The 20,497-nt window shown below is 66.6% G+C and carries 17 protein-coding genes; 5 read left to right on the forward strand and 12 right to left on the reverse strand.

From position 1 onward, the window contains the following. Nucleotides 1-286: 286 nt before the first annotated feature. The 12 genes from RIdsm_RS11940 to RIdsm_RS11995 all read right to left on the reverse strand — a co-directional run bounded on the left by RIdsm_RS11940 (nt 287) and on the right by RIdsm_RS11995 (nt 14,709). The gene (locus tag RIdsm_RS11940; RefSeq protein WP_057816586.1) at nt 287-1,033 is read right to left on the reverse strand and encodes an ABC transporter ATP-binding protein; all 747 of its coding nucleotides are present in this window, start codon (nt 1,031-1,033) and stop codon (nt 287-289) included. Continuing rightward, entirely contained in the window at nt 1,030-1,770 is a 741-nt protein-coding gene (locus RIdsm_RS11945) for an MlaE family ABC transporter permease (RefSeq protein WP_420854131.1), read from the reverse strand. The genes RIdsm_RS11940 and RIdsm_RS11945 overlap by 4 nt, the downstream gene beginning before the upstream one ends. A 41-nt stretch (nt 1,771-1,811) precedes the next feature. After that, complete coding sequence (alr, locus tag RIdsm_RS11950; protein WP_057816588.1) at nt 1,812-2,855, reverse strand: alanine racemase; 1,044 nt, start codon at nt 2,853-2,855, stop codon at nt 1,812-1,814. Nucleotides 2,856-2,904: 49 nt separating this feature from the next. Continuing rightward, nucleotides 2,905-4,821 (reverse strand): hypothetical protein, encoded by a 1,917-nt coding sequence (locus tag RIdsm_RS11955; RefSeq protein ID WP_057816589.1) that lies wholly within the window; start codon nt 4,819-4,821, stop codon nt 2,905-2,907. A gap of 72 nt (nt 4,822-4,893) precedes the next feature. After that, on the reverse strand, nt 4,894-5,709 hold the full coding sequence (locus RIdsm_RS11960) for a class I SAM-dependent methyltransferase (protein ID WP_057816590.1): 816 nt from the start codon (nt 5,707-5,709) through the stop codon (nt 4,894-4,896). Next, the gene (locus RIdsm_RS11965) at nt 5,709-6,236 is read right to left on the reverse strand and encodes an OsmC family protein (protein WP_057816591.1); all 528 of its coding nucleotides are present in this window, start codon (nt 6,234-6,236) and stop codon (nt 5,709-5,711) included. Before RIdsm_RS11965 ends, RIdsm_RS11960 begins: the two co-directional genes overlap by 1 nt. Before the next feature lie 49 nt (nt 6,237-6,285). Further along, on the reverse strand, nt 6,286-7,779 hold the full coding sequence (locus RIdsm_RS11970; protein ID WP_057816731.1) for a replicative DNA helicase: 1,494 nt from the start codon (nt 7,777-7,779) through the stop codon (nt 6,286-6,288). Between the two features lie 233 nt (nt 7,780-8,012). Further along, complete coding sequence (locus tag RIdsm_RS11975; RefSeq protein WP_057816592.1) at nt 8,013-8,687, reverse strand: orotate phosphoribosyltransferase; 675 nt, start codon at nt 8,685-8,687, stop codon at nt 8,013-8,015. An 84-nt stretch (nt 8,688-8,771) separates the two neighbouring features. Continuing rightward, nucleotides 8,772-10,562 carry a calcium-binding protein gene (locus RIdsm_RS11980; protein WP_057816593.1) on the reverse strand — a complete coding sequence of 597 codons (1,791 nt, stop codon included), beginning with the start codon at nt 10,560-10,562 and terminating at the stop codon, nt 8,772-8,774. A 153-nt stretch (nt 10,563-10,715) separates the two neighbouring features. Further along, entirely contained in the window at nt 10,716-12,500 is a 1,785-nt protein-coding gene (locus tag RIdsm_RS11985; RefSeq protein WP_057816594.1) for a calcium-binding protein, read from the reverse strand. A gap of 155 nt (nt 12,501-12,655) precedes the next feature. Continuing rightward, on the reverse strand, nt 12,656-13,699 hold the full coding sequence (gene pyrC, locus RIdsm_RS11990) for a dihydroorotase (RefSeq protein ID WP_057816595.1): 1,044 nt from the start codon (nt 13,697-13,699) through the stop codon (nt 12,656-12,658). A 47-nt stretch (nt 13,700-13,746) separates the two neighbouring features. Beyond that, entirely contained in the window at nt 13,747-14,709 is a 963-nt protein-coding gene (locus tag RIdsm_RS11995; RefSeq protein ID WP_057816596.1) for a hypothetical protein, read from the reverse strand. A 200-nt stretch (nt 14,710-14,909) separates the two neighbouring features. Between RIdsm_RS11995 and RIdsm_RS12000 the strand changes: the two genes are divergently transcribed. From RIdsm_RS12000 to RIdsm_RS12020, 5 genes are all read left to right on the forward strand, one after another. After that, nucleotides 14,910-15,818, forward strand: coding sequence for an AAA family ATPase (locus RIdsm_RS12000; protein WP_057816597.1), 909 nt, complete (start codon nt 14,910-14,912; stop codon nt 15,816-15,818). Between the two features lie 57 nt (nt 15,819-15,875). Next, nucleotides 15,876-17,135 carry a vWA domain-containing protein gene (locus RIdsm_RS12005; RefSeq protein ID WP_057816598.1) on the forward strand — a complete coding sequence of 420 codons (1,260 nt, stop codon included), beginning with the start codon at nt 15,876-15,878 and terminating at the stop codon, nt 17,133-17,135. 105 nt (nt 17,136-17,240) lie between these two features. Beyond that, nucleotides 17,241-19,088 carry an OmpA family protein gene (locus RIdsm_RS30710; RefSeq protein ID WP_057816599.1) on the forward strand — a complete coding sequence of 616 codons (1,848 nt, stop codon included), beginning with the start codon at nt 17,241-17,243 and terminating at the stop codon, nt 19,086-19,088. Nucleotides 19,089-19,265: 177 nt separating this feature from the next. Next, on the forward strand, nt 19,266-19,817 hold the full coding sequence (locus RIdsm_RS12015) for a YeeE/YedE thiosulfate transporter family protein (RefSeq protein WP_057816600.1): 552 nt from the start codon (nt 19,266-19,268) through the stop codon (nt 19,815-19,817). A gap of 3 nt (nt 19,818-19,820) precedes the next feature. Further along, nucleotides 19,821-20,399 (forward strand): DUF6691 family protein, encoded by a 579-nt coding sequence (locus RIdsm_RS12020; RefSeq protein WP_057816601.1) that lies wholly within the window; start codon nt 19,821-19,823, stop codon nt 20,397-20,399. The last annotated feature ends 98 nt before the right edge of the window (nt 20,400-20,497 follow it).

Genomic DNA, 20,497 nt, shown 5'->3' on the forward strand with positions numbered 1-20,497 from the left:
GTGGAGACTCGGCTTGTAACCGGGACGGGTGTGATTAGGCGAAGCTGGCGGTTTGGGGCGACGGGCGAGCGCCGGGCCGTGGGGAGGCGCTGCAACAGTTTTGGCTTAAGCTTTATGGTGCCAAATACATCTTCCCCAAGAACGTTGTGCAACATCGCCAAAGCGCCTGCCCGTCGGGACGGACCGGCGCTCGCCCGGCGCCTACGGCGCTATTCGGGCGTGTGCCATGATCATCCGTGGCCGGGTTTGAAGGAGCAGGGCGTGGTGGGTTGGCACCCACCCTACGTCACCGCACCGCTTCGATCGGGCCTTCGGGGCTGCCGGTGATGAACTGGGCGAGGTAGGGGTCGCCGGAAGTGTCCATCTCGGACACGGGTCCCGTCCACTGGATCACGCCGTCATGGAGCATGGCGACGTTGTCGGCGATGGCGCGGACGGAGGTCATGTCGTGGGTGATGGTCATGGCGGTGGCGCCCATTTCGGTGACGATCTCGCGGATGAGGTCGTTGATGACGCCGGCCATGATCGGGTCGAGCCCGGTGGTGGGCTCGTCGAAAAAGATGATCTCGGGCTCGGCGGCGATGGCGCGGGCGAGGCCGACACGTTTCTGCATGCCGCCCGAAAGCTCGGCCGGGAAGAGATCGGCCTGTTCGGGTTTGAGGCCGACGCGGCGGAGTTTCTCGATGGCGATTTCGCGGGCCTCGGCCTTGGGCCGTTTGAGCGAGCCGCGCAGGAGGCGGAAGGCGACGTTCTGCCAGACCGGGAGCGAGTCGAAGAGCGCGCCGCCCTGGAAGAGCATGCCGAAGCGGGCGAGGAAGGCGTCGCGGTCGCCCTTGGTGACGTCCTTGCCGTCGAGCGTGATGAGGCCGCTGTCGGGCCGGACCAGCCCCAGCACGCATTTCAGCGCGACCGACTTGCCGGTGCCCGAGCCGCCGATGATGACCATCGAGGTGGCGGAGGGAATCGTCAGGTTGACGCCGCGCAGGACGCGGTTGCTGCCGAAGGCTTTATGGACGTCCTTGAGCTCTATCATATCGTGAAGAAGATGCTGGTGAGGAGGAAGTTGGCGGCGAGGATCAGGACGGCGGCGGCTTCCACCGCGGATTTGGTGGCGCGGCCGACGCCTTGCGCGCCGCGGCCGGTGTTCATGCCGTAGTAGCAGCCGAGCAAAGTGGCGATGAAGCCGAAGGCGGCGCCCTTGACCAGCGAGGAGACGACATCGCGGGTTTCGATGAAGTCGAAGGTGTTCTGGAGGTAGGCGGAGGCGTTGAAGCCCAGGCTTTTGACGCCCACGACATAGCCGCCGAGGATGCCGATGATGTCGCCCACGCCCACCAGCACCGGCACCATGATGAGGCCGGCCAGCACGCGGGGCACGGTGAGGTATTTCATCGGGTGGGTCGAGAGGGTGACGAGCGCGTCGATCTGCTCGGTCACCTTCATGGTGGCGATTTCGGCGGCGATGGAGGAGGTGACGCGGGCCGCGACCATCAGGCCCACGAGGACGGGGCCCAACTCGCGGACCATGCCGATGGCGACGATCTGGGGCACCACGGCCTCGGCATTGAAGCGGGAGCCGCCGGAGTAGATTTGCAGGGCCAGCGCGCCGCCGGTGAAGATGGCGGTGAGGCCGACGACGGGGAGGCTGAAATAGCCGACGTTCAGCAGGCTTTGCAGGATTTCCTTGAGGTAGATCGGCGGGCGGACGACGTGGGAGAGCGTCTGGCCGCCATAGATCGCCAGCCGGCCGATCAGTGCGAGCCCGCCCATCACCGCGCGGCCGATGGCGGCCAGGAAGGCGGTGATCCAGCTCATCCGCCGATATACCGTCGGGAATAGCGGGGGCCGAGGGAGGTGAGGATCTCGTAGCCGATGGTGTCGGCATTGTCGGCGAGCGTGTCGATCGACTGGTGCCGGCCCATGAGCTCGAGCGTGGCCGGGTCGGAGCCGGAGGGCAGGTCGGTGATGTCGACGCCGATCAGGTCCATCGAGATGCGGCCGGCGATCGGGCAGGGCGTGTCGCCCGCGTAGAGGTGGGTTTTGGGCCCGAGGGCGCGCAGGATGCCGTCGGCGTAGCCCGCCGAGACGGTGGCGATGCGGGTTTCACGCTCGGCTGTGAAGCTGTTGGCATAGCCCACGGTTTCGCCCTTCACGAGGTTGCGGCACTGGATGACGGGGATGTCGAGCGTGACCACGGGGGCCGCGTCGATATAGGGCAGGCCGCCATAGGCGCCGATGCCGGGGCGGGTCATCTCGAAATGGTAGTCGGGGCCGAGGAGCACGCCGCCGGTATTGGCCAGCGACCGGGGCACGCCGAGCCCGTCGGTGAGCTCGGTGAAGGTCTTGAGCTGCTGCGCGTTCATCGGGTGGTCGGGCTCGTCGGCGCAGGCGAGGTGGCTCATCAGGAGGGTGGGGCGCTGTTCGAGCGCGACCTGGGCCACGGCGCCCCATTCGGCGGGCTCCATCCCCAGCCGGTTCATGCCCGAATCGAGCTGGATGCCGAACGGGTGGCCCGGCAGCGCCTCGACATGGCGGATGAGCTGGTCGATGGAGTTGATCATCGGCACGAGGCCGGTGTCGTGAATCATGTCGGCATCGCCCGGCATGTGGCCGGAAAACACGTTGATGACGGGGTCTGGCCCCAGTTCCTGGCGCAGGGCTGCGCCTTCCTCGGCCATGGCGACGAAGAAGGTGCGGGCGCCTTCCTTTTGCAGGGCGCGCGCCACCTTGCCGGCGCCGAGGCCGTAGCCGTCGGCCTTGACCACGGCAGAGGTTTCGCCCGAGTTCATCGCCGCGAGGTTGCGCCAGTTGGTGCGGATCGCACCGAGATCGATTGTCAGTTTTCCGGTACCCATGGGACGGGTTTTGACAGTCTGGGCGGAGGGGTCAAGCGGAAAGGCGGGCTCAGGGGGCGAGACGGGCGCGGATGCGGTCGCGCAGGGCGGTGGCTTCGCTATGGTCGAAGGGCATGTGATCGGGGTCGAAGACCTCGAGCGCTGCCTCGACATGCTCCAGCGCGGCGCGCAGATGGGGAACTTGGTCGGTGGTGGTGTCGTGACCGGCGAGGGCTTCTTCGGTTTGGGCCATGGTCTCGCGGGTGATGGCCCATTGCACGGGATAGGGTTCGCGTTTGCGGACCTCCAGCGCCGCGTGGCAGGCCGCGACAGCCCGGCCTAGCAGGTCGGCCCCTGCCTCGCCCTTGGTGCGGCCGCCTTGTTCCTTGAGTGTAACGGCGAGGTTATTCTGGGTCACGGCCCAGCCCATCGGGTGATCAGCACGGGTATAGACCTCAAGCACCGCACGGTAAGCGGTGGCGGCTTCGGACAGAAGCCGGGTGCCGACGGGCCCGCCTGTGAGAAGCCCCTGTTCCTTCAGCGTGATGGCGAGGTTGTTCTGAGCCCCGGCCCAGTCGACAGGATGGGCCTGCCGGGTGAAGACCTCGAGTGCCGCGCGGCAGGCCGTCGCGGCCCGGGCGAGCAGGTCCGCCCCCTCGGACGGGTCGGAGCGCTTGCCCTTGACGGCCAGCGCGATGGCGAGGTTCATCTGCGTCACGGCCCAGTGCATCGGATGGTCCTCGCGGATGCGGACCGTCAGCGCGGCGCGAGCGGCGGTGATGGCCTCGGACAGGAGCGCGGCGCCCTCCGGCCCGCCGGTCCGGCTACCATGGTCGCCCAGGACGAGCGCAAGATTATTCTGCACTTTGCCCCAGAGTACCGGGTCGGCCGAGCGCAACTCCTCCAGCCCTATGGCGCGCAGCATGTCGATGGCCCGGGCCAGTCCGGGGCCGCCATAGCGCAGCCCGTGGGTCCGCAGGGAGATCGCAAACTCGAACCGCCGCCGGGCCGGTTCCCACGGGGCCACTGCCGCGAAGCTGTCGGCGGCGGCGGAGAGGATGCGGTAGGCCTGGTCGGTGCGGCCGCGGAGGAGGGCGTTTTCGGCGCGGAGTTCGGAGGTTTTGGCGGCTTCCTCCAGTTCCACTTCCTGCACGCGCGAGAGGATCTCCTCGACCTCGTCCAGCCGCATGGCGGCGATTGCCTCGCGCGCCGCCGTCTTGAGGTTGGAGAGGCGTTTGTAGCCGTCCTCGATGGCGTCGATCTCCTGCCGGAGGGCGCGGTATTCCGTGCCTTTCTTGGTCAGGAATTCCACCAGCGCCGGCTTGCTCATGGCTTCGGTCGCGCCGAAGGCGCCGGCGATGAGTTGCAGATCGCCGGCCGACTGGGCCTCGAGGGTGGCGAGGACGGTCTCGATCCCGCCCAGGCGGCGCAGCACCTCGTCGGTCTTTTCCTCGACCCGTTCGAGGATTTCCACAGCACCGTCCGTCTGGCGGGCGGTGTCGATCAGCACTTCGCGGGTGATGCGGGTCTGAAGCTCGGGGTTGTCGTAGCAGGCGCGCATTGCCGATTGCAGGGCCAGCCGGAGCAGGCGCTTAGTGCGCGCGTCGTCGCCGTCGAAGGGGATCCGGGCGTAGAGCGCCTCGGCCAGCGCTTCGGTGCGGGCGCTGTCGGTTTCGGCCTTGGCGGCCTCGACGAGGGTGTGCGGGGTGAGCGTGGCGTGGCTGGGCCGGTCGGCCAGCAGGGCCCCGGCGCGGGTGAGGTCGGCATCGGCAAACTCAGGCGAGGCTTTCAGGGCGGCAATGGTGCGGGCGGCGGCGGTGCGGCCGGCGGTTTCGGCGCAGCCTCGCCGCAGGCTCAGCCCCAGGATGCCCAGCCCCGCGAGCCCGGCCGCGACAGTGGCGGTGCCCGATGGGTCGCCCCAGAGAAGGGCCAGGGCCCCCACGCAGATATCGCTGCTGCCCTCGGCGATCTTTTCGAATGTGCTCATGCTGCCCGTGCCCCGCCCGTCGCCCTTTTGTCAGACTGGAACATGCGGGCCGGGCTGGCAAGCCTGCGGGGGTCAGGCGGTGGCGGTGGCGATGACGAATTCGCCGGGGATTGCGTAGGCTTCGCCGGTTTTGTGGCTGGCAACGGAGGCGAGGAATTCGGTTTCGACGTCGGAGCGGGTGTCGGGGTCGAAGCGCTTGGCGGCCATGGCGACGGGGCCGCCGTCGATCACCGCGGCGAGGAGGTCGGTATCGGAGGCAAAGTGCAGGGTGGTGGAGAGGCGGGCCTCGCCATAGCCGGTAAAGCCGGCGCCTTCGGTTGCGGCGCGGAGGGCGCCGGGGGCGCCGAGGCCGAAGAACATGGGGCACACCTCGGATTGCACGCGGGCGTCGGTGATGGGGAAGATGGCGGACCAGCCGCAGTTTCGGCGCTCGCCCCAGACCGCGAGGGCCGCGCGGCCACCGGGGCGGAGGGTGCGTTTCATTTCCGCAAGGGCCGCGTCGGGGTCGGGCATGTACATCAGGCCCAGCGCGCAGAGGGCGCGGTCGAAGCTGGCATCGGGGAAGGTGAGCGCCTCGGCGTTCTGGCGCTCGAAACTGACGTTGGGGATGCCCAGCCAGGCGGCCTGGGTGGTGCCGCGGGTGACCATTTCGCCGGAGAGGTCGGTGGCGGTGACATGGCCGCCGGGGGCGATGGCGCGGGCGGCGGGGAAGGTGACGAGGCCGGTGCCGGCGGCGGTTTCCAGCACCTGCTGGCCCGGGGCGAGGTCGGCCATGGCGAGCATGTGCTGCTGGACGGCTTCGAGATTGCCGCGCCAGCTGTCTTCGTAGTGTGTGGCGGCGGCATCCCATCCGTAGCGCTGCACGCGGAGTTGCAGGCGGGCGTCCATCAGCGTGTGAGGGTGAGGTCGGTGACGACCTTTTGCGCGTCGCGCAGGGCGAGGAACCACGGGTCGCGGTTCATGGCGGTGTCGACGAGGGCGCGCAGGGCGTCTTCGGGTTCGTCGGAGGTGAGGGTGATGGCGAGGCGGGTTTCCAGGGGCGCGGCGGTGTTGGGGCCGAGGCCGAACATCGCCGCGTCGTCGAAGTCGGTTTCGATGGCGATGTCGATGGCGGCGAGGTCGAGCCCTTGGTTGATGGCGGTCATCTTGATGCCGATGCCGAGGCAGCCGGCGATGCCGGCGCGGGCGTAGAAGCCGGGGGTGGGGCCGGTATTGGTGCCGCCCATGATCTCGGGCATGTCCATGACCGCCGTTTCGTCGCCTTGCGTGAAGTCGCAGCGCAGGCCGGCGCCCACCGTGGCCTGGGCGGCCTTGCTGCTGAAGGCCGCGTCGGGGCGGCTTTCGAACACCTTGATCATGCGGGCGTGCTTGGCGCGGATGTCGGCGGCGCTGTCGGGTTCGTTGTCCTTGGCCATGATGCTGTCCCCCTGCGGTCAGGGGGAGCATAGCACGAAAACCGGTTTCTCAGAACTCCGCGTCGTTGCCCTGTTGCCAGGGTTTGACGAGGTTGCCGAAGCGGGTGAACTGGCCCTCGAAGGAGAGCTCGACCGTGCCGATGGGGCCGTGGCGCTGTTTGCCGATGACGACCTCGGCCTTGCCGTGGAGGCGTTCCATGCGTTCCTGCCAGGCGGCCATTTCCTCGAGCCGGTCCTCGGAGGGTTTCTCGCGCTCGACGTAGTATTCCTCGCGGTAGACGAACATCACGACGTCGGCGTCCTGTTCGATCGAGCCGGATTCGCGGAGGTCGGAGAGCTGCGGGCGCTTGTCGTCGCGGCTTTCGACCTGGCGCGAGAGCTGCGAGAGGGCGATGACGGGGATGTCGAGCTCCTTGGCGATGGCCTTCAGGCCCTGGGTGATCTCGGAGACCTCGTTCACCCGGCTGTCCTTGGCCGAGGAGGGGCGGACGAGCTGCAGGTAGTCGATGATCAGCACGTCGAGCCCGTGGGTGCGCTTGAGGCGGCGGGCGCGGGCGGCCAATTGCGAGATCGGCAGGGCGGGCGTGTCGTCGATATAGAGCGGGCAGGTTTCGAGCGTCTTGGCGGCCTCGACGAACTTGCGGAACTCGCCCTCGGTCATGTCGCCCTTGCGGATCTGCTCGGACGGGATTTCGGAGGCCTCGGAGAGGACACGGGCGGCGAGCTGTTCGGCGCTCATCTCGAGCGAGTAGAAGCCGACGACGCCGCCTTCGATCGCGCCTTCGGTGCCGTCGTTGCGGGTGCCGCGCTTGTAGGCCTTGGCGATGTTGAAGGCGATGTTGGTGGCGAGCGAGGTTTTCCCCATCGAGGGGCGGCCGGCGAGGATCAGGAGGTCGGACTTGTGAAGGCCGCCCAGCTTGCGGTCCATGTCGATGAGGCCGGTGGAGATGCCGGCGAGGCCGCCTTCGCGCTGGTAGGCGGCGTTGGCGACGCTGACGGCATCCTTGACGGCGCTGAGGAAGCTCTGGAAGCCGCGTTCGGCCTGGCCCTGTTCGGAGAGGGCGTAGAGCTTCTGTTCGGCCTCGACGATCTGGTCGCGGGGTTCGACCTGGACGTCGGCCTTGGCGGCGCGGCCGGCGATGTCGTGGCCGAGCTCGATGAGCTCGCGCCGGATCGCCATGTCGTAGATCATCTGGGCGTAGTCGCGGGCCGCGAAGGAGGAGATCGCGGCGCCGGCGAGGCGCACGAGATAGGCGGGGCCGCCCAGCTCGGCGAGGCCTTCATCGTCTTCGAGGAAGGTCTTGAGCGTGACCGGCGAGGCGAGGTTGCCCTTGCCGATGCGGGCGGCGGCGGTTTCGTAGATGCGGGCGTGGACGGGCTCGTGAAAATGGTGCGGGCCGATGATGCTGGCGACCCGGTCATAGACATCGTTGTTCGTCAGGATCGCGCCCAGAAGCTGCTGCTCGGCCTCGATCGAGTGCGGTAGAGACTCGGTTTCCGTGGCTTCAGCGCCGGTGGCGTTGAAGCTTGCGACATTGCTCATCATGTCCCCCATGTACCTGTAGGGTGCTGTCATACAAACGTTACCTGAGGCCGCGCAACTTGTATGTTTTTGTGGAAAAGCGTGTGGATAACGATTTCCGGGTATATCTTGAGGTCGGGCGGGTGCACCTGTCAAGATGTTGGGGTGTAAGGCGTGGCTGACAGGTCACACCGGGGCGGGAAAATGCCTATGCATCCCAACCGCTTGCGTGAGTCCCGCGAGGGGCAAGGATTTTATTTGCGGGCCTCCTGCCAGGCGCGGGGATCGTTGAGGAAACGCTCGACGCCGTCGAGGGTGGCTTTGGAAAAGGCGCCCTGTTCGCGGGCCTCGGCGAGCACGTCCCACCAGGTGCAGAGGTAGTGCAGGTTAACCCCGTGATCGCCCAAGGTTTTCACGGTTTCGGGGAAGATGCCGTAGTAGAAGATGACGCCGGTATGGGCACAGGTGGCGCCGGTTTCGCGGATGGCGTCGACGAAGGAAAGCTTCGATCCGCCGTCGGTGGTGAGGTCTTCGACGAGGAGGACGCGCTGGCCCTCGGACATGGCACCCTCGATTCGCGCGTTGCGGCCGTAGCCCTTGGGCTTCTTGCGGACATAGGTCATGGGCAGGGCCATACGTTCGGCGACGAGGGCGGCGAAGGGGATGCCCGCGGTCTCGCCGCCGGCGATGTTGTCGAAGGCCTCGAAGCCGGCGTCGCGCATCACGGTGACGGTGAGGAAATCCATCAGCGTCGCGCGGATGCGCGGGAAGGAGATGAGCTTGCGGCAGTCGATATAGGTGGGCGAAGGCAGGCCGGAGGCAAGCGTGAAGGGCTCGTCGGCGTTGAAATGCACCGCCTCGATCTCGAGCAGCATCCGCGCGGTGAGGCGGGCGATTTCGTCTTTCGGGGGGTAGCTGCTGGGGATCATGATGTGTCTCGCGTGGGGATCGGGCCGGGGGTTGAGGTGGACTACCCCCGGCGCGGGCGGAGATCAAGCGGGACGCGGGACGTGTCAGAAGAGGATGAAGTCGTTTTCGTCGATGACTCCGGTTTCGCCTTCGAGCGTGATGGTGATATCGGCGGCGTCCCAGGTGATGACGGTGTCGCCGCCCGTCTGGTCGATCGTGAGGTCTTCGAAAGCGACCGGCCGATAGCTGCTTCCGAGGCGGATCAGGTCGGTGCCGTTATCGAAATCGGTGATCGTGTCGTCGCCATAGTCAATAGTGCGGAAGGCGAAGACATCCGCGCCGGGGCCGCCGGTGTAGGTGTCGTTGCCCACGCCGCCGATGAGGGTGTCGTTGCCGAAGCCACCGTTGAGCGTGTCGAAGGCCGAGTGCGCGTCGAGCAGGTCGTTGCCATTGCCGCCGTTGAGTGTGTCGGTGCCGACGCCGCCGAGAAGGGTGTCATTGCCGGAGCCGCCGTTGAGCGTGTCGTTGCCGGCGTCGCCCCTGAGGCTGTCATTGCCGCCGCCGCCGGCGAGGAAATCGTCGCCGTTCAGGCCCACGAGCATATCGTCGTTGGGGCCGCCGATGAGGGTGTCGCTGCCGTCGTCCCCCTCGAGGTCGATTTCGAAATCGGTTGCGTCGATGGGGCCGGTCTCGCCGAGAAGGGTGATGATCTCGGCGCCGTCGTGGCTGATGATCGTGTTGCCGCCAGACTGCGAGACGGTCAACGCCTCGTAGGGGACAGAAACGCGGATCAGGTCGGTGCCGTTCTGAAAATCTGTGACCGTGATGCCGGTGACGACCAGCATGTTGTTGGAGCTATCGAGGCCGAAGGTCTGGAAGATATCCGCACCGGGGCCACCGGTCACGAGGGTGCCGCCTTCGATCGTATCGTTGCCGCTGCCGCCGTTCATGGTGTCGCCGGAACGCAGCAGGTCGTTGCCGAGCCCGCCATCAAGGGTGTCGTCGCCGGACCGGCCCCGGAGGGTGTCGTTGCCGGGGCCGCCGTCGAGGCTGTCGTCGCCTATCCCGCCGTCCAGATGGTCGTGCCCGTCGTCGCCGTAGAGGCTGTCATCGCCATAGTCACCGGAGAGCCTGTCGTGGCCGGTGCCGCCATGCAACTCGTCATCGCCGAACAGCCCGTAGAGCGTGTCGTTGCCGGCGCCGCCATAGATCAGGTCGTTCTGGCCGATGCCGGAGGGTTCGGGGTCGTCGCCCTCTTCGGGGAAGAACCAATAGGAGCTCTCGCCGTTCAGGATGTCGTCGCCATCCCCGCCATAAAGGGTGTCTGCGCCGAGGTTGCCGGAGAGGCTGTCGTGGCCGTTGCCGCCGTAGAGTTCGTCGTCCTGATAGCCGCCGCCGAGGCTGTCGTCGCTGGTGCCGCCATGCAGCGTGTCATGCCCGTTGCCGCCCTCGAGCCAATCCTCGCCATGGCCGCCGTCGAGCCAGTCGTTGGCCGGGCCGCCGTAGAGCCGGTCGTTGCCGTTGTTGCCGAAGAGGCTGTCATTGCCGTTGCTGCTGTCGAGCGTGTCGTCTCCGTTCTGGCCGAGCAGGGTGTCGTTGCCGTTGTTGCCGTAGAGCCAGTCGTCATCGGCGCCGCCCTTGAGGCTGTCATCGCCGTTCTGGCCGAGGAGGGTGTCATTGCCGGCATCGCCGAGCAGCGCGTCATCGTCTGCGCCGCCCTTGATGCTGTCATCGCCGATGCCGCCATAGACGCGGTCTTCGCCGCCTTCGCCATAGAGGGTGTCGTTGCCGCCCTCGCCGCGGATGAGGTCGTCGTTCGGGGTGCCGGTCAGGACTTCGCCGAGGGCGTTGCCGATGATGTCTGCGAAGGTGACGGGATTACTGGTCTTGGGCATGGTCTAAAATGCGTCCTTCAAAATGGCATTGCAATCTATGAGCGTACCGTAATGAGATGAAATGGCGTGCGAAAGGGGAAATCTGGGTTGGGCCGTTGAAAAACCAAAGGCGCGCCGGGGCGCGCCTTTGGCCGTGCTGTCCGGAGGGTCCGGTCAGCTGAAGGTGAAATCGTTCTCGTCGATCACGCCGGTCACGTCGGTGAGCGTCACCGAGCCGCCTTCCCAGGAGACGACGGTGTTGCCGTCGATCTCGTCTATCGAGAGGTCGGAGAACTCGGTCGAGCCGGCGATCAGGATCGTGTCGAACCCGTCTTCGAAATCGGTGATCGTGTCGTCGCCGGTGCCGACATCGGGGTTGAAGACGAAGAGGTCGGGGCCGTTGTCGCCGGTCAGCACGTCGTCGCCGAAACCGCCGATGATGGTGTCGCGGCCGGTGCCGCCCATCATCGTGTCGTTGTCGGGGCCGCCATGCATGAAGTCGTTGCCGCTGCCGCCGAGCACGGTGTCTTCGCCGGCATTGCCGTAGAGCCGGTCGCGGCCGTTGTTGCCGAGCACGCTGTCATCGCCCAGGCCGCCCGAGACGGTGTCGTAGCCGTTCTGGCCGAGGACGGTGTCGTCGCCGGAGCCGCCATCGATCGTGTCCCAGTTGAAGCCGCCCTTGATCGAGTCGTTGCCAGCGTCGCCATTCATGGTGTCTTCGCCGTTGTTGCCGATCATGGTGTCGTTGTCGGCGCCGCCGTTGATCACGTCGCTGCCGTTCTGGCCGTAGATGTAATCGTCGCCTGCGCCGCCGTCGATCGTGTCGGCGCCGCCGCCGCCCTTGACAAAGTCGTCGCCTTCGCCGCCCTCGATCGTGTCTTCGCCGCCGCCGCCGAAGAGCTCGTCGTCGCCGGCGAGCCCGACAAGCCGGTTGGCCATGGCGTCGCCGATCAGCAGGTCGTTGAAGTCGGAGCCCCGTGCGCTTTCGATGTTGCGCAGGGTGTCGGTGCTGCCGAAGCCGTCGATCGCGAAGCCGTCGGCGAGGTCGACCGTGACGCCCGCGGTGCCGCCGTAGTCGGCATCCTTGTCGTAGCGCACGACGTCGTGGCCGTCGTGACCGTCGATGAAGTCGTCGCCGTCGAGGCCGCGGAAATGGTTTTCGCCCTCGTCGCCGGTCAGGCTGTCGGCGAAGAGAGAGCCGCGGACCGCCTCGTTGAAGAGCAGGATGTCGGACCCGCCATACCCGTCGGTGGCGCTGCGGGTGGAGAGGTCGACGGTCACGCCGGCGGGGTCATTCTCGTAGTGGACCTCGTCGAAATCGGGGCCGCCATTCAGGATGTCGTCGCTCGGGCCGCCGGTGAGCTCGTCTTCGCCGTCGCGGCCCCAGAGCGTGTCGTTGCCGCCATTGCCGAAGATGGTGTCGTCGCCGGCGCCGCCGTCGATCAGGTTGCCGTTATTGCCGTCGATGATGAGGTCGTCGAGCGTGGTCTGCGCCGAGGGCAGGCTGGCCCAGACGATGGTGTCGCCGGGGGCATAGGGCGAGGGCGCGATCTGGATGTTGGTGATGCTGTTGCTCAGCGCGTTGAAATCGGCCGGGGTGTCGATCGTCGGCAGCGGGTCGCCGGCGAGGCGGAAGACGAAGCTGATGTCGGTCTCGGTATCCGGGATCGCGTAGTTGATTTCGAGCACGACGGTCTGGTTGCCGTTGCCCCATGTCACCAGACCGAGCGAGACGTCGACATCGTCGGGGATCCGCTGGCCGTCGATGTAGAAGGCATAGGCGTCGTCAGTGACCGAGATGAGCGGCAGGCTGTCGGGCGAGAAGTCGTCGACGGAATAGGTGAAGCTGGTGCCGTCGGGGCCGACGACCGTCAGTTCGACATTGGAGTCGACCGAAACGATGCTGTCGGTGTCGCTGTCATAGGTGTTCGAAAAGCCGGTGATCGTGGTGGTGGACATGGTATTTGGGTACTTCCGTAATAACTGAACAGGAATGCTCGAAAAGGCTTCAAATCAATGTCTTGGCTCAAATCCCCACGAGCCCGGGTACATTACCCAGAACGCCGCTCAAGGAAAGCGCGCTCGCGGCTAACGTAACGTAAACTTTGGTTGAATCAGTCGCTGACGTGCCAAAAAACATCAAAGCCCGGGTCGAAGACCGTGACGGGCCCATCGCCCGTATCGATCCTGGCGGGAAAAGCCGTGGGCGTTTCGCCTTTGGAGAGTGTGATCGTTCCGTCATTGACCGGCAGCCCGTAGAAGGCGGGGCCATGGCGGGAGGCGAATCCTTCCAGCCGGTCGAGCGCGCCGTCTTCCTCGAAGACATGGGCGAGCAGGGGCAGGGTGTTGGTGGCCGTGAAGCAGCCCGCGCAGCCGCAGCCGGTTTCCTTGGCCGCGTCCACATGCGGGGCGCTGTCGGTGCCGAGAAAGAAGCGCGGATCGCCCGAGGTGGCGGCGGAGCGCAGCGCGAGGCGGTGTTCCTCGCGCTTGGCCACCGGCAGGCAGTAGTAATGCGGCCGGATCCCGCCCACGAGGAGGTGGTTGCGGTTGATGATCAGGTGATGCGTGGTGATCGTGGCGCCGAGGTTCTCGGCGTTCGACAGCACGTAGTCGACGCCGTTGCCGGTGGTGATGTGTTCCATCACCACCTTGAGCCCCGGCGTGGCGCGGCGGACCGGGTCGAGCACGCGGTCGATGAAGACGGCCTCGCGGTCGAAGATGTCGATCTCGGGATCGGTCACCTCGCCATGCACGCAAAGGGGGATGCCGGCCTCGGCCATGGCGTCGAACACGGGGCGGACGCGGTCGAAATCGCGCACGCCCGAGGCGGAGTTGGTGGTGGCGCCCGCCGGGTAGAGCTTGACCGCCGTGACGATGCCGTCGGCATGGGCCTGCACCACGTCTGACGGGTCGGTGTCCTCGGTGAGGTAGAGCGTCATCAGGGGGGTGAAGGTGCTGCCCTCGGGGCGCGCGGCGAGGATGCGCTCGCGGTAGGCCGAGGCCTCGGCGCCGGTGACGACGGGGGGCACGAGGTTGGGCATGATGATGGCGCGCGCGAAATGGCGGGCGCTTTCGGGGCAGACGGCGGCCAGCATCGCGCCGTCGCGCAGGTGCAGGTGCCAGTCATCGGGGCGGGCGAGGGTGAGCGTGTCGGTCATGGCCGAGGCTTTACACTGTCGCGCGGGGCAGGGCCAGAGGGCGCGGCTCAGCCTTCGTTGGCGGCCTTGGGCGGGTTCTCGCGGATGCCGAGCTGATCCTCGGCATGGGTCAGCGCCTTGCGGAAGGGACGGCCGTTGCGCCGGCGCAGCACGTCGTTGCAGAGGTGGATCACGAGGCGGTGCCGTTCCTGTGCCTGGAGGTGGCGGAGCAGGGTGAACTGGTAGGGCGCGTCCTTCTGGCGGGCGCGCAGAAGCTTGGCGATGTTGACCGGCGTCAGCTTGTCGGCGCTGAGCTGGGCCAGCATCCGGTAGAGCACCTGCATCCGCAGGAACGCCGCCTCGAGGTTCGTGTCGAGGAAGCGGACGCGGATCTTGGTGACGTTGGGCCGGGTGAAGAGCGACGCGTGCATGGCGTCGAGCTCGTTTTCCTGGTCGTAGACGATGAAGGCCTTGTCGGCGGCCTCCAGCATGTCGGGCGCATAGCCGAAGCGCGCGGTGAAATCGGTGCGGCGCATGGGGCGGAAGCGGTCATCCCATTCGGTGATGCGGGGGTCGAGCGTGGCCTGCGGTTGCAGGGCTAGTACCCGGGCGCCGGGGGCCGAGAGGGAAAAGGCCGTCGCGGCATAGCCGCCGGGGCCGGCACCGTAGAAGATGACCTGTTCGAAATCCTCGAAGAAGCCGTCGTCGATCAGCCGGTCGAAGAAGCCAAAGACGTGCCGGTCGCGGAACCAGGTGTCGCCCTCGCTGACGAGGCAGAGCTGGGACCAGCCCAGCGCCTTCATCATTTCCCAGCCGACCGGGTGCGCGGCCTCGGAGCGCTCGCGGATCGCGTCGAAGCTTTCGAAACTGACCAGCAGCACGGGTTTCTTCTCGATGAAGACGGCCGCGTGGCGCTCGCCCAGGCGTTCGGCGAACCCGTCATCGCCGGCCACGTCCTGCATGCGCTGGCACCAGCTGTCCCAGCCCAGACCGCTGAGGTCGGTTCGTGTCGGGCTCGTCGTGTCGTCCATCCTGCTCGGTCCTTCGCAACATCCTGCATGCGGCCGCTTTTTTGCGCGGCTTGTCGGGCGTCGGTCTAGGCTCGAACTTGGGCGAAAATTTGGAAAATCCAAGAGGGTTCTGGGCGGGCGCGCGGCCTTCCTGCGGCGATGGCGTCTCTTGACGGAAGAGGGGTGGCGATGCAGGTAATTGAGCCAGCGGGGAGAGTTACATGAGCGACATTTCATCCATCGACGAGGTGCAGGCCATGCTGGCGGGCCAGGGCTATGTCTGCGGGCGGGCGCTTGGCACGGTGGTTTTCCTGTCGCTGACGCTGGGGCGGCCCTTGTTCCTGGAGGGCGAGGCCGGGGTCGGCAAGACCGAGATCGCCAAGGCGATTGCGGCGGGGCTGGGGCGGCGGCTCATTCGGTTGCAGTGCTACGAGGGGCTGGATGCGTCTTCGGCCGTCTATGAATGGAACTTCGCCGAGCAGATGATCGCCATCCGCGCCGCCGAGGCCGCGGGCGGGGTGGATCGCGAGCGGCTGACCGATGAGTTGTTCACCGAGGAGTTCCTGATCGAACGGCCCTTGCTGCAGGCGATGCGCCCGCAGGCGGGGGGCGCGCCGGTGCTGCTGATCGACGAAGTGGACCGCACGGATGAGCCGTTCGAGGCCTTCCTGCTGGAGGCGCTGAGCGATTTCCAGGTGACCATTCCGGAGCTCGGCACGATCCACGCGCCCGAGCCGCCGATCGTGATCCTGACCTCGAACCGGACGCGGGAGGTGCATGATGCGTTGAAGCGCCGGTGCCTGTATCACTGGGTCGATTATCCCAGTTTCGAGCGTGAGATCGAGATATTGCAGGCCCGCGCCCCGGAGGCGGCGGAGAAGCTTTCCCGCGAGGTGGTGGCTTTCGTCCAGCGGTTGCGGACCGAGGACCTGTTCAAGAAGCCGGGCGTGGCCGAGACGATCGACTGGGCGAAATGCCTGCTGGCGCTGGATGTGGTCGATCTCAGCCCTGAGGTGATCGCCGATACGGTGGGGGCGATATTGAAGTACCAGGACGATATCCAGAAGCTGCAGGGGTCGGAGGCGAAACGCATCCTCGACGAGGCGAAGGCGGGGCTGGAGCCGGCATGATGCTTCTTCTTGGCCGAAATATCCCGGGGGTGTGGGGGCAGCGCCCCCACGTGCGCCATGCCTGAGATCGCGCCGCTCGACCTGCCGGAGACCCCGCGCCTCAGTCACAACATCACGCATTTCGCGCGGGCGCTGCGCAAGGCGGGCCTGCCCGCCGGGCCGGGGCGGGTGATCGATGCGATACGGGCGGTGGAGGCGGCGGGGTTCACCTCGCGCGACGATTTCTTCTACACGCTGCGCGCCTGTTTCACGTCGCGGCCCGAGCATCGGGCGGTTTATGCGCAGATCTTCCGGCTCTACTGGCGCGATCCGCGCTACATGGAGCACATGATGGCGATGATGCTGCCCGCCATTCGCGGTGTGCAGGAGGAGCAGCTGGCGGAGGCCGCGCAGAAGCGGGCGGCGGAGGCGCTGCTCGACGGGGTGGAGCGCGAGGCGCCCACGCCGGAGGACGACGAGCAGGACGGCGAGACCGAGATCGAGGTGGATGCGTCGCTGACCATGTCCACCGAGGAGCGGCTCAGGACGCTCGATTTCGAGCAGATGAGCACCGAGGAGATCGCGCAGGCCAAGCGGATGCTTTCGAAGCTGACCCTGCCGGTGAAGCCCTTCGCCTCGCGCCGGGGGATGGCGAGCCATACCGGCCACCGGATCGACCATCGCAAGACGTTGCGTGCCGCGATGCGGCGCGGGGGCGAGATGCGGCGGATCCATCTGAAGAAGCCGCGGCCGAAATGGCCGAACCTCGTGGTTCTGTGCGATATCTCCGGCTCGATGAGCCAGTACAGCCGGATGGTGCTGCATTTCCTGCATGCGGTGGCCAATCACAAGGGGGCGGGCTGGGCGAAGGTGCATGCCTTCACCTTCGGCACGCAGCTCACGAATATCACCCGGCACCTGGCCACGCGCGACGTCGATGCCGCGCTGGCGGCGGCGGGCAAGCAGGCGCAGGACTGGGAGGGCGGCACGCGGATCGGGAGCTCTCTGCACGCGTTCAACCGCGACTGGTCGCGGCGGGTGATGGGGCAGGGGGCGGTGGTGCTTCTGATCACCGACGGGCTTGACCGGGACGACCCGGAGGCGCTCACGCGCGAGATCGAGCGGCTGCACCTGTCAGCGCGGCGGCTGATCTGGCTCAACCCGTTGTTACGGTGGGATGAATTCGCGCCAAAGGCCCGGGGTATCGCGGCCATGCTGCCGCATGTCGACAGCTTTCGAGCGGGGCATTCGGTGGCCACGCTGGAAGAGCTCGCCCAGGTGATCTCGCGCCCCGACGATGCCGGCGAGAAAGCGCGCCTGATGGCGGAAATCCGCTAGGCTCCGAAACCTTTTTCTACATCCCGCGTTGTCTCCGCATACATGAACGTCCCCCGGCGGGCGCGCTTGACGCGCGTGCGCTGTAACAGTGACTGGAGGAACAGAATGAAACGCAACTGGTTCAAATCGACCACAGCCATCGTACTGGTCATCGGGCTTGCAGCCCCGCATGGAGCGATCGCGCAAAGCGCGGAGAACGACACCACCGGGCTTACCCTTGAGGGTACTGCCGACAGCGTTGGCAAGCAGGTCGACAACCTCGGCAACGCGCTGGGGCTTGGCAACCAGAACAACCAGCAGGATGATTCCGGTCAGGCGCAGCAGAACCAGGCCCAGGGCAATGCCCAGACCGAGGCCAATACCGAGACGCAGGCGCAGGGCAATGCGAACGCACAAGCCGAGGGCAACGCCAACGCCCAGGCCGACGGCAACGCGAACGCCCAGGCCGAGGGCAATGTCAATGCGCAGGCGCAGGGCAATGCCGAGCAGGGTGGCCAGAACAACCAGGCCGAAAACCTGCGTCAGAAGCTCGAAGAGCAGCAGCAGAAGGTGCAGGAGCGCGTTCAGAAGCAGCAGGAAAAGGTTCAGGAGCGCGTCGAGAAGCGCCAGGAACGGGCGGAAGAGCGCAACGAGCAGGCGCAGCAGACCGCCGACCAGCTTGAGAACGCGCTGCAGAACAACAACCAGGACGATGGCACGACCAATGCCGACGCTGACGCGGTTGCGACCCAGAATGCCGATGCGAACCAGAACGCCGATGCAAATGCCAATGCAAACGCACAGGCCAATGTCGACGAGGACCTGGCGGAAGAGGCGCGGCAGAAGGCGCAGCAGGACAATGTCGAACAGCTGAGCGCGAAGGAGCAGGCCGAGCAGGCCGCGCAGACCGCCGCCGACACCGGCGCGGCGGCCCTGAGCGGCGTGGGCGAGCTTGTGGACCGGGCCCAGGAAACGGTGACCGAACAGCAGGCGCGCTCGTCGAACGAGGAGTTCCAGACCGATGCCGCCGGCGAGCGGCGTGCGAATGCCCGCGCCAACGCCCGGGCCGCCGCGCAGGCCGATGACGACGACAACCTCGCCGAGGTTCTGGGCGCGGCCGCCGTGGGCGCGCTTGGCGCCTACATGGTCGGCCAGTCCTTCGAGGGCGGCGGGCAGGTCGTCTCCAACACCGGCGACCGGGTGGTTGTCGAGCAGGACGGCCAGTACCGGGTGATCCGCGACGACAACGCGCTTCTGCGCCGTCCGGGCAGCCAGGTCGAGACCGAGACCTACAATGACGGCTCGACCCGCACCATCATCGACCACGAGGACGGCAGCCGCGTCGTCACCGTGCGCTCGGGTAATGGCGCGATCCTGCGCCGCACGCTGATCCGGCCCGACGGGCAGGAGATCGTGCTGATCGACGACACGCGCCAGTATAGCGACGTCGACGTCACCCGGCTGGAACAGCAGCAGGCGCAGCAGGTGGATTACAACGCGTCGGAGACCGACCAGCTGCGCGCCGCGCTGGCTGCGAACAGTGGCAGCATGGACCGCGCCTATTCGCTGAACCAGGTGCGCAACATCGCCGTGGTGCGCAACCAGGTGCCGGTGATCTCGCTCGACTCGATCAATTTCGAGACCAACTCGGCCGTGATCCAGCCGGAAGAGGCCGAGGAGCTGCAGGCGCTTGGCGATGCGATGCGGCAGGCGATCGAGGAGAACCCGCAGCAGCTGTTCCTCGTCGAGGGCCACACCGACACGGTGGGCCGCGCCGCCTATAACCTTGCGCTGTCGGACCGCCGGGCGGAATCGGTGGCGCTGGCGCTGACCGAGTATTTCAACGTGCCCGCGTCGAACCTGATCGTTCAGGGTTACGGGGAATCCGACCTGAAGGTGCGCGAGACCGGTGACATTCGCGAGAACCGTCGCGCCGCCGTGCGCAACATCACGCCGCTTCTGAACGGCGGGTAAAAGCCGGCATCCGGGGTCACGCCCCCCGGAGAGCCTGGAGTCGCGGTCGGGACACCGGCCGCGGCTTTTTTTGTGCCGAGCCTCATGCGGCAAATTGACGTGGATCAATGTAATGGGATAGGCAGTCGTTATATTCACGAACATGAATATAATTGAATCGGACATGAGGTCACGACCATGCCACTCAACTGGAAAACCGGCGGGCTGCTTCTGGGGCTCGTCTTTTTTGCGGCGGTGCTGCTTGTCAAACCCATCGGGGTGTCGACGCAGTTCGTCATTTTCGACGCGATGATCGGGGATGTCGCCAACCCCGACCTGATCACGCAGGCGGACGAGGGCTATACCTCGACCAATGCCTACCTGGCGAAGTCGGGCGGGAAATATGCCAAGAACGCGGCCAACCCGCTGAATTACAGCTTCGTCTTCGTGCTGGCGATGATGGCCGGGGCGGCGGGCTCGGCGCTGCTGCGCGGCGGGATCGGGCGCGAGGAGCGCCGGTTGCCGGCGATCTGGAAGGCCAATTTCGGGGATACGCCGTGGAAGCGCTATGCCGTGGCCTTCGCCGGCGGGTTCATCGTGCTTTACGGCGCGCGGCTGGCCGGGGGGTGCACCTCGGGGCACATGATGTCGGGGATGATGCAGACGTCATTGTCCGGCTACATCTTCGCTGCCGCCGCCTTTCTCGCCGCGATCCCCGTTTCCATGATGATGTACAGCAAGGAGGGCTGAGCCATGAGTACCATCATTCTTGCCATCGTGATCGGTGCGGGTTTCGGCGCCGTGCTCGACCGGATCGGGGCCACGAACCCAAACTGGATCGGGAAGATGCTGTCGCTGAAGCATCTGCACCTGATGAAGACCATCCTGCTGGCCATCGGCACGGGCTCTGTCCTGATGTTCGCAGGCCAGATGGCCGGGCTGGTCGATGTGGGCCACATGGATGTGAAGACCGCCTATACCGGCGTCTTCATCGGCGGGCTGATGCTGGGCGCGGGCTGGGCCGCGGCGGGCTATTGCCCGGGCACCGGCGTTGCGGCGGCGGCCACGGGGCGGCGCGACGCGCTGTTCTTCGTGGCAGGCGGTCTGCTGGGGGCTGCGGCCTACATGGTGACCTACCCGGCGTGGGAGGCCTGGGGCCTGCTGGACGGCGCCAAGCTGACGCTGGGGACGGTGCCGGATGCCGGGTATGACGGACTGATCGCGTTGCGCGGCGATGTCTTGGGCATCCTCCTGGGGCTTGGGTTCATCGCTGTCGCCTTTGCCCTCCCTGAGCGTCCCCTGGGAAGGGCGGCGAGTGTCGCGGCCGAGTGAGGGCTGCGGCGATTGCCAAGGGCGGCCGTCCCGAAAGGGGCGGCCGTTCCGGGGGCAAATTCCTTAACGGATAAGGTGCCGTGCGACTGGCACAAGCC

This window comes from Roseovarius indicus, from assembly GCF_008728195.1.
Classification (GTDB): domain Bacteria; phylum Pseudomonadota; class Alphaproteobacteria; order Rhodobacterales; family Rhodobacteraceae; genus Roseovarius; species Roseovarius indicus.

Excerpts from the sequence above, each read along its gene's own strand:
- RIdsm_RS11970 (WP_057816731.1), bottom strand. The coding sequence starts at position 7,779 with ATGAGCAATGTCGCAAGCTTCAACGCCACCGGCGCTGAAGCCACGGAA.
- RIdsm_RS11975 (WP_057816592.1), bottom strand. The coding sequence starts at position 8,687 with ATGATCCCCAGCAGCTACCCCCCGAAAGACGAAATCGCCCGCCTCACC.
- RIdsm_RS12015 (WP_057816600.1), top strand. The coding sequence starts at position 19,266 with ATGCCACTCAACTGGAAAACCGGCGGGCTGCTTCTGGGGCTCGTCTTT.
- RIdsm_RS30710 (WP_057816599.1), top strand. The coding sequence starts at position 17,241 with ATGAAACGCAACTGGTTCAAATCGACCACAGCCATCGTACTGGTCATC.
- alr (WP_057816588.1), bottom strand. The coding sequence starts at position 2,855 with ATGGGTACCGGAAAACTGACAATCGATCTCGGTGCGATCCGCACCAAC.
- RIdsm_RS11960 (WP_057816590.1), bottom strand. The coding sequence starts at position 5,709 with ATGGACGCCCGCCTGCAACTCCGCGTGCAGCGCTACGGATGGGATGCC.
- RIdsm_RS11980 (WP_057816593.1), bottom strand. The coding sequence starts at position 10,562 with ATGCCCAAGACCAGTAATCCCGTCACCTTCGCAGACATCATCGGCAAC.
- pyrC (WP_057816595.1), bottom strand. The coding sequence starts at position 13,699 with ATGACCGACACGCTCACCCTCGCCCGCCCCGATGACTGGCACCTGCAC.
- RIdsm_RS11955 (WP_057816589.1), bottom strand. The coding sequence starts at position 4,821 with ATGAGCACATTCGAAAAGATCGCCGAGGGCAGCAGCGATATCTGCGTG.
- RIdsm_RS12000 (WP_057816597.1), top strand. The coding sequence starts at position 14,910 with ATGAGCGACATTTCATCCATCGACGAGGTGCAGGCCATGCTGGCGGGC.
- RIdsm_RS11965 (WP_057816591.1), bottom strand. The coding sequence starts at position 6,236 with ATGGCCAAGGACAACGAACCCGACAGCGCCGCCGACATCCGCGCCAAG.
- RIdsm_RS12005 (WP_057816598.1), top strand. The coding sequence starts at position 15,876 with ATGCCTGAGATCGCGCCGCTCGACCTGCCGGAGACCCCGCGCCTCAGT.
- RIdsm_RS11945 (WP_420854131.1), bottom strand. The coding sequence starts at position 1,770 with ATGGGCGGGCTCGCACTGATCGGCCGGCTGGCGATCTATGGCGGCCAG.
- RIdsm_RS12020 (WP_057816601.1), top strand. The coding sequence starts at position 19,821 with ATGAGTACCATCATTCTTGCCATCGTGATCGGTGCGGGTTTCGGCGCC.
- RIdsm_RS11985 (WP_057816594.1), bottom strand. The coding sequence starts at position 12,500 with ATGTCCACCACCACGATCACCGGCTTTTCGAACACCTATGACAGCGAC.
- RIdsm_RS11940 (WP_057816586.1), bottom strand. The coding sequence starts at position 1,033 with ATGATAGAGCTCAAGGACGTCCATAAAGCCTTCGGCAGCAACCGCGTC.
- RIdsm_RS11995 (WP_057816596.1), bottom strand. The coding sequence starts at position 14,709 with ATGGACGACACGACGAGCCCGACACGAACCGACCTCAGCGGTCTGGGC.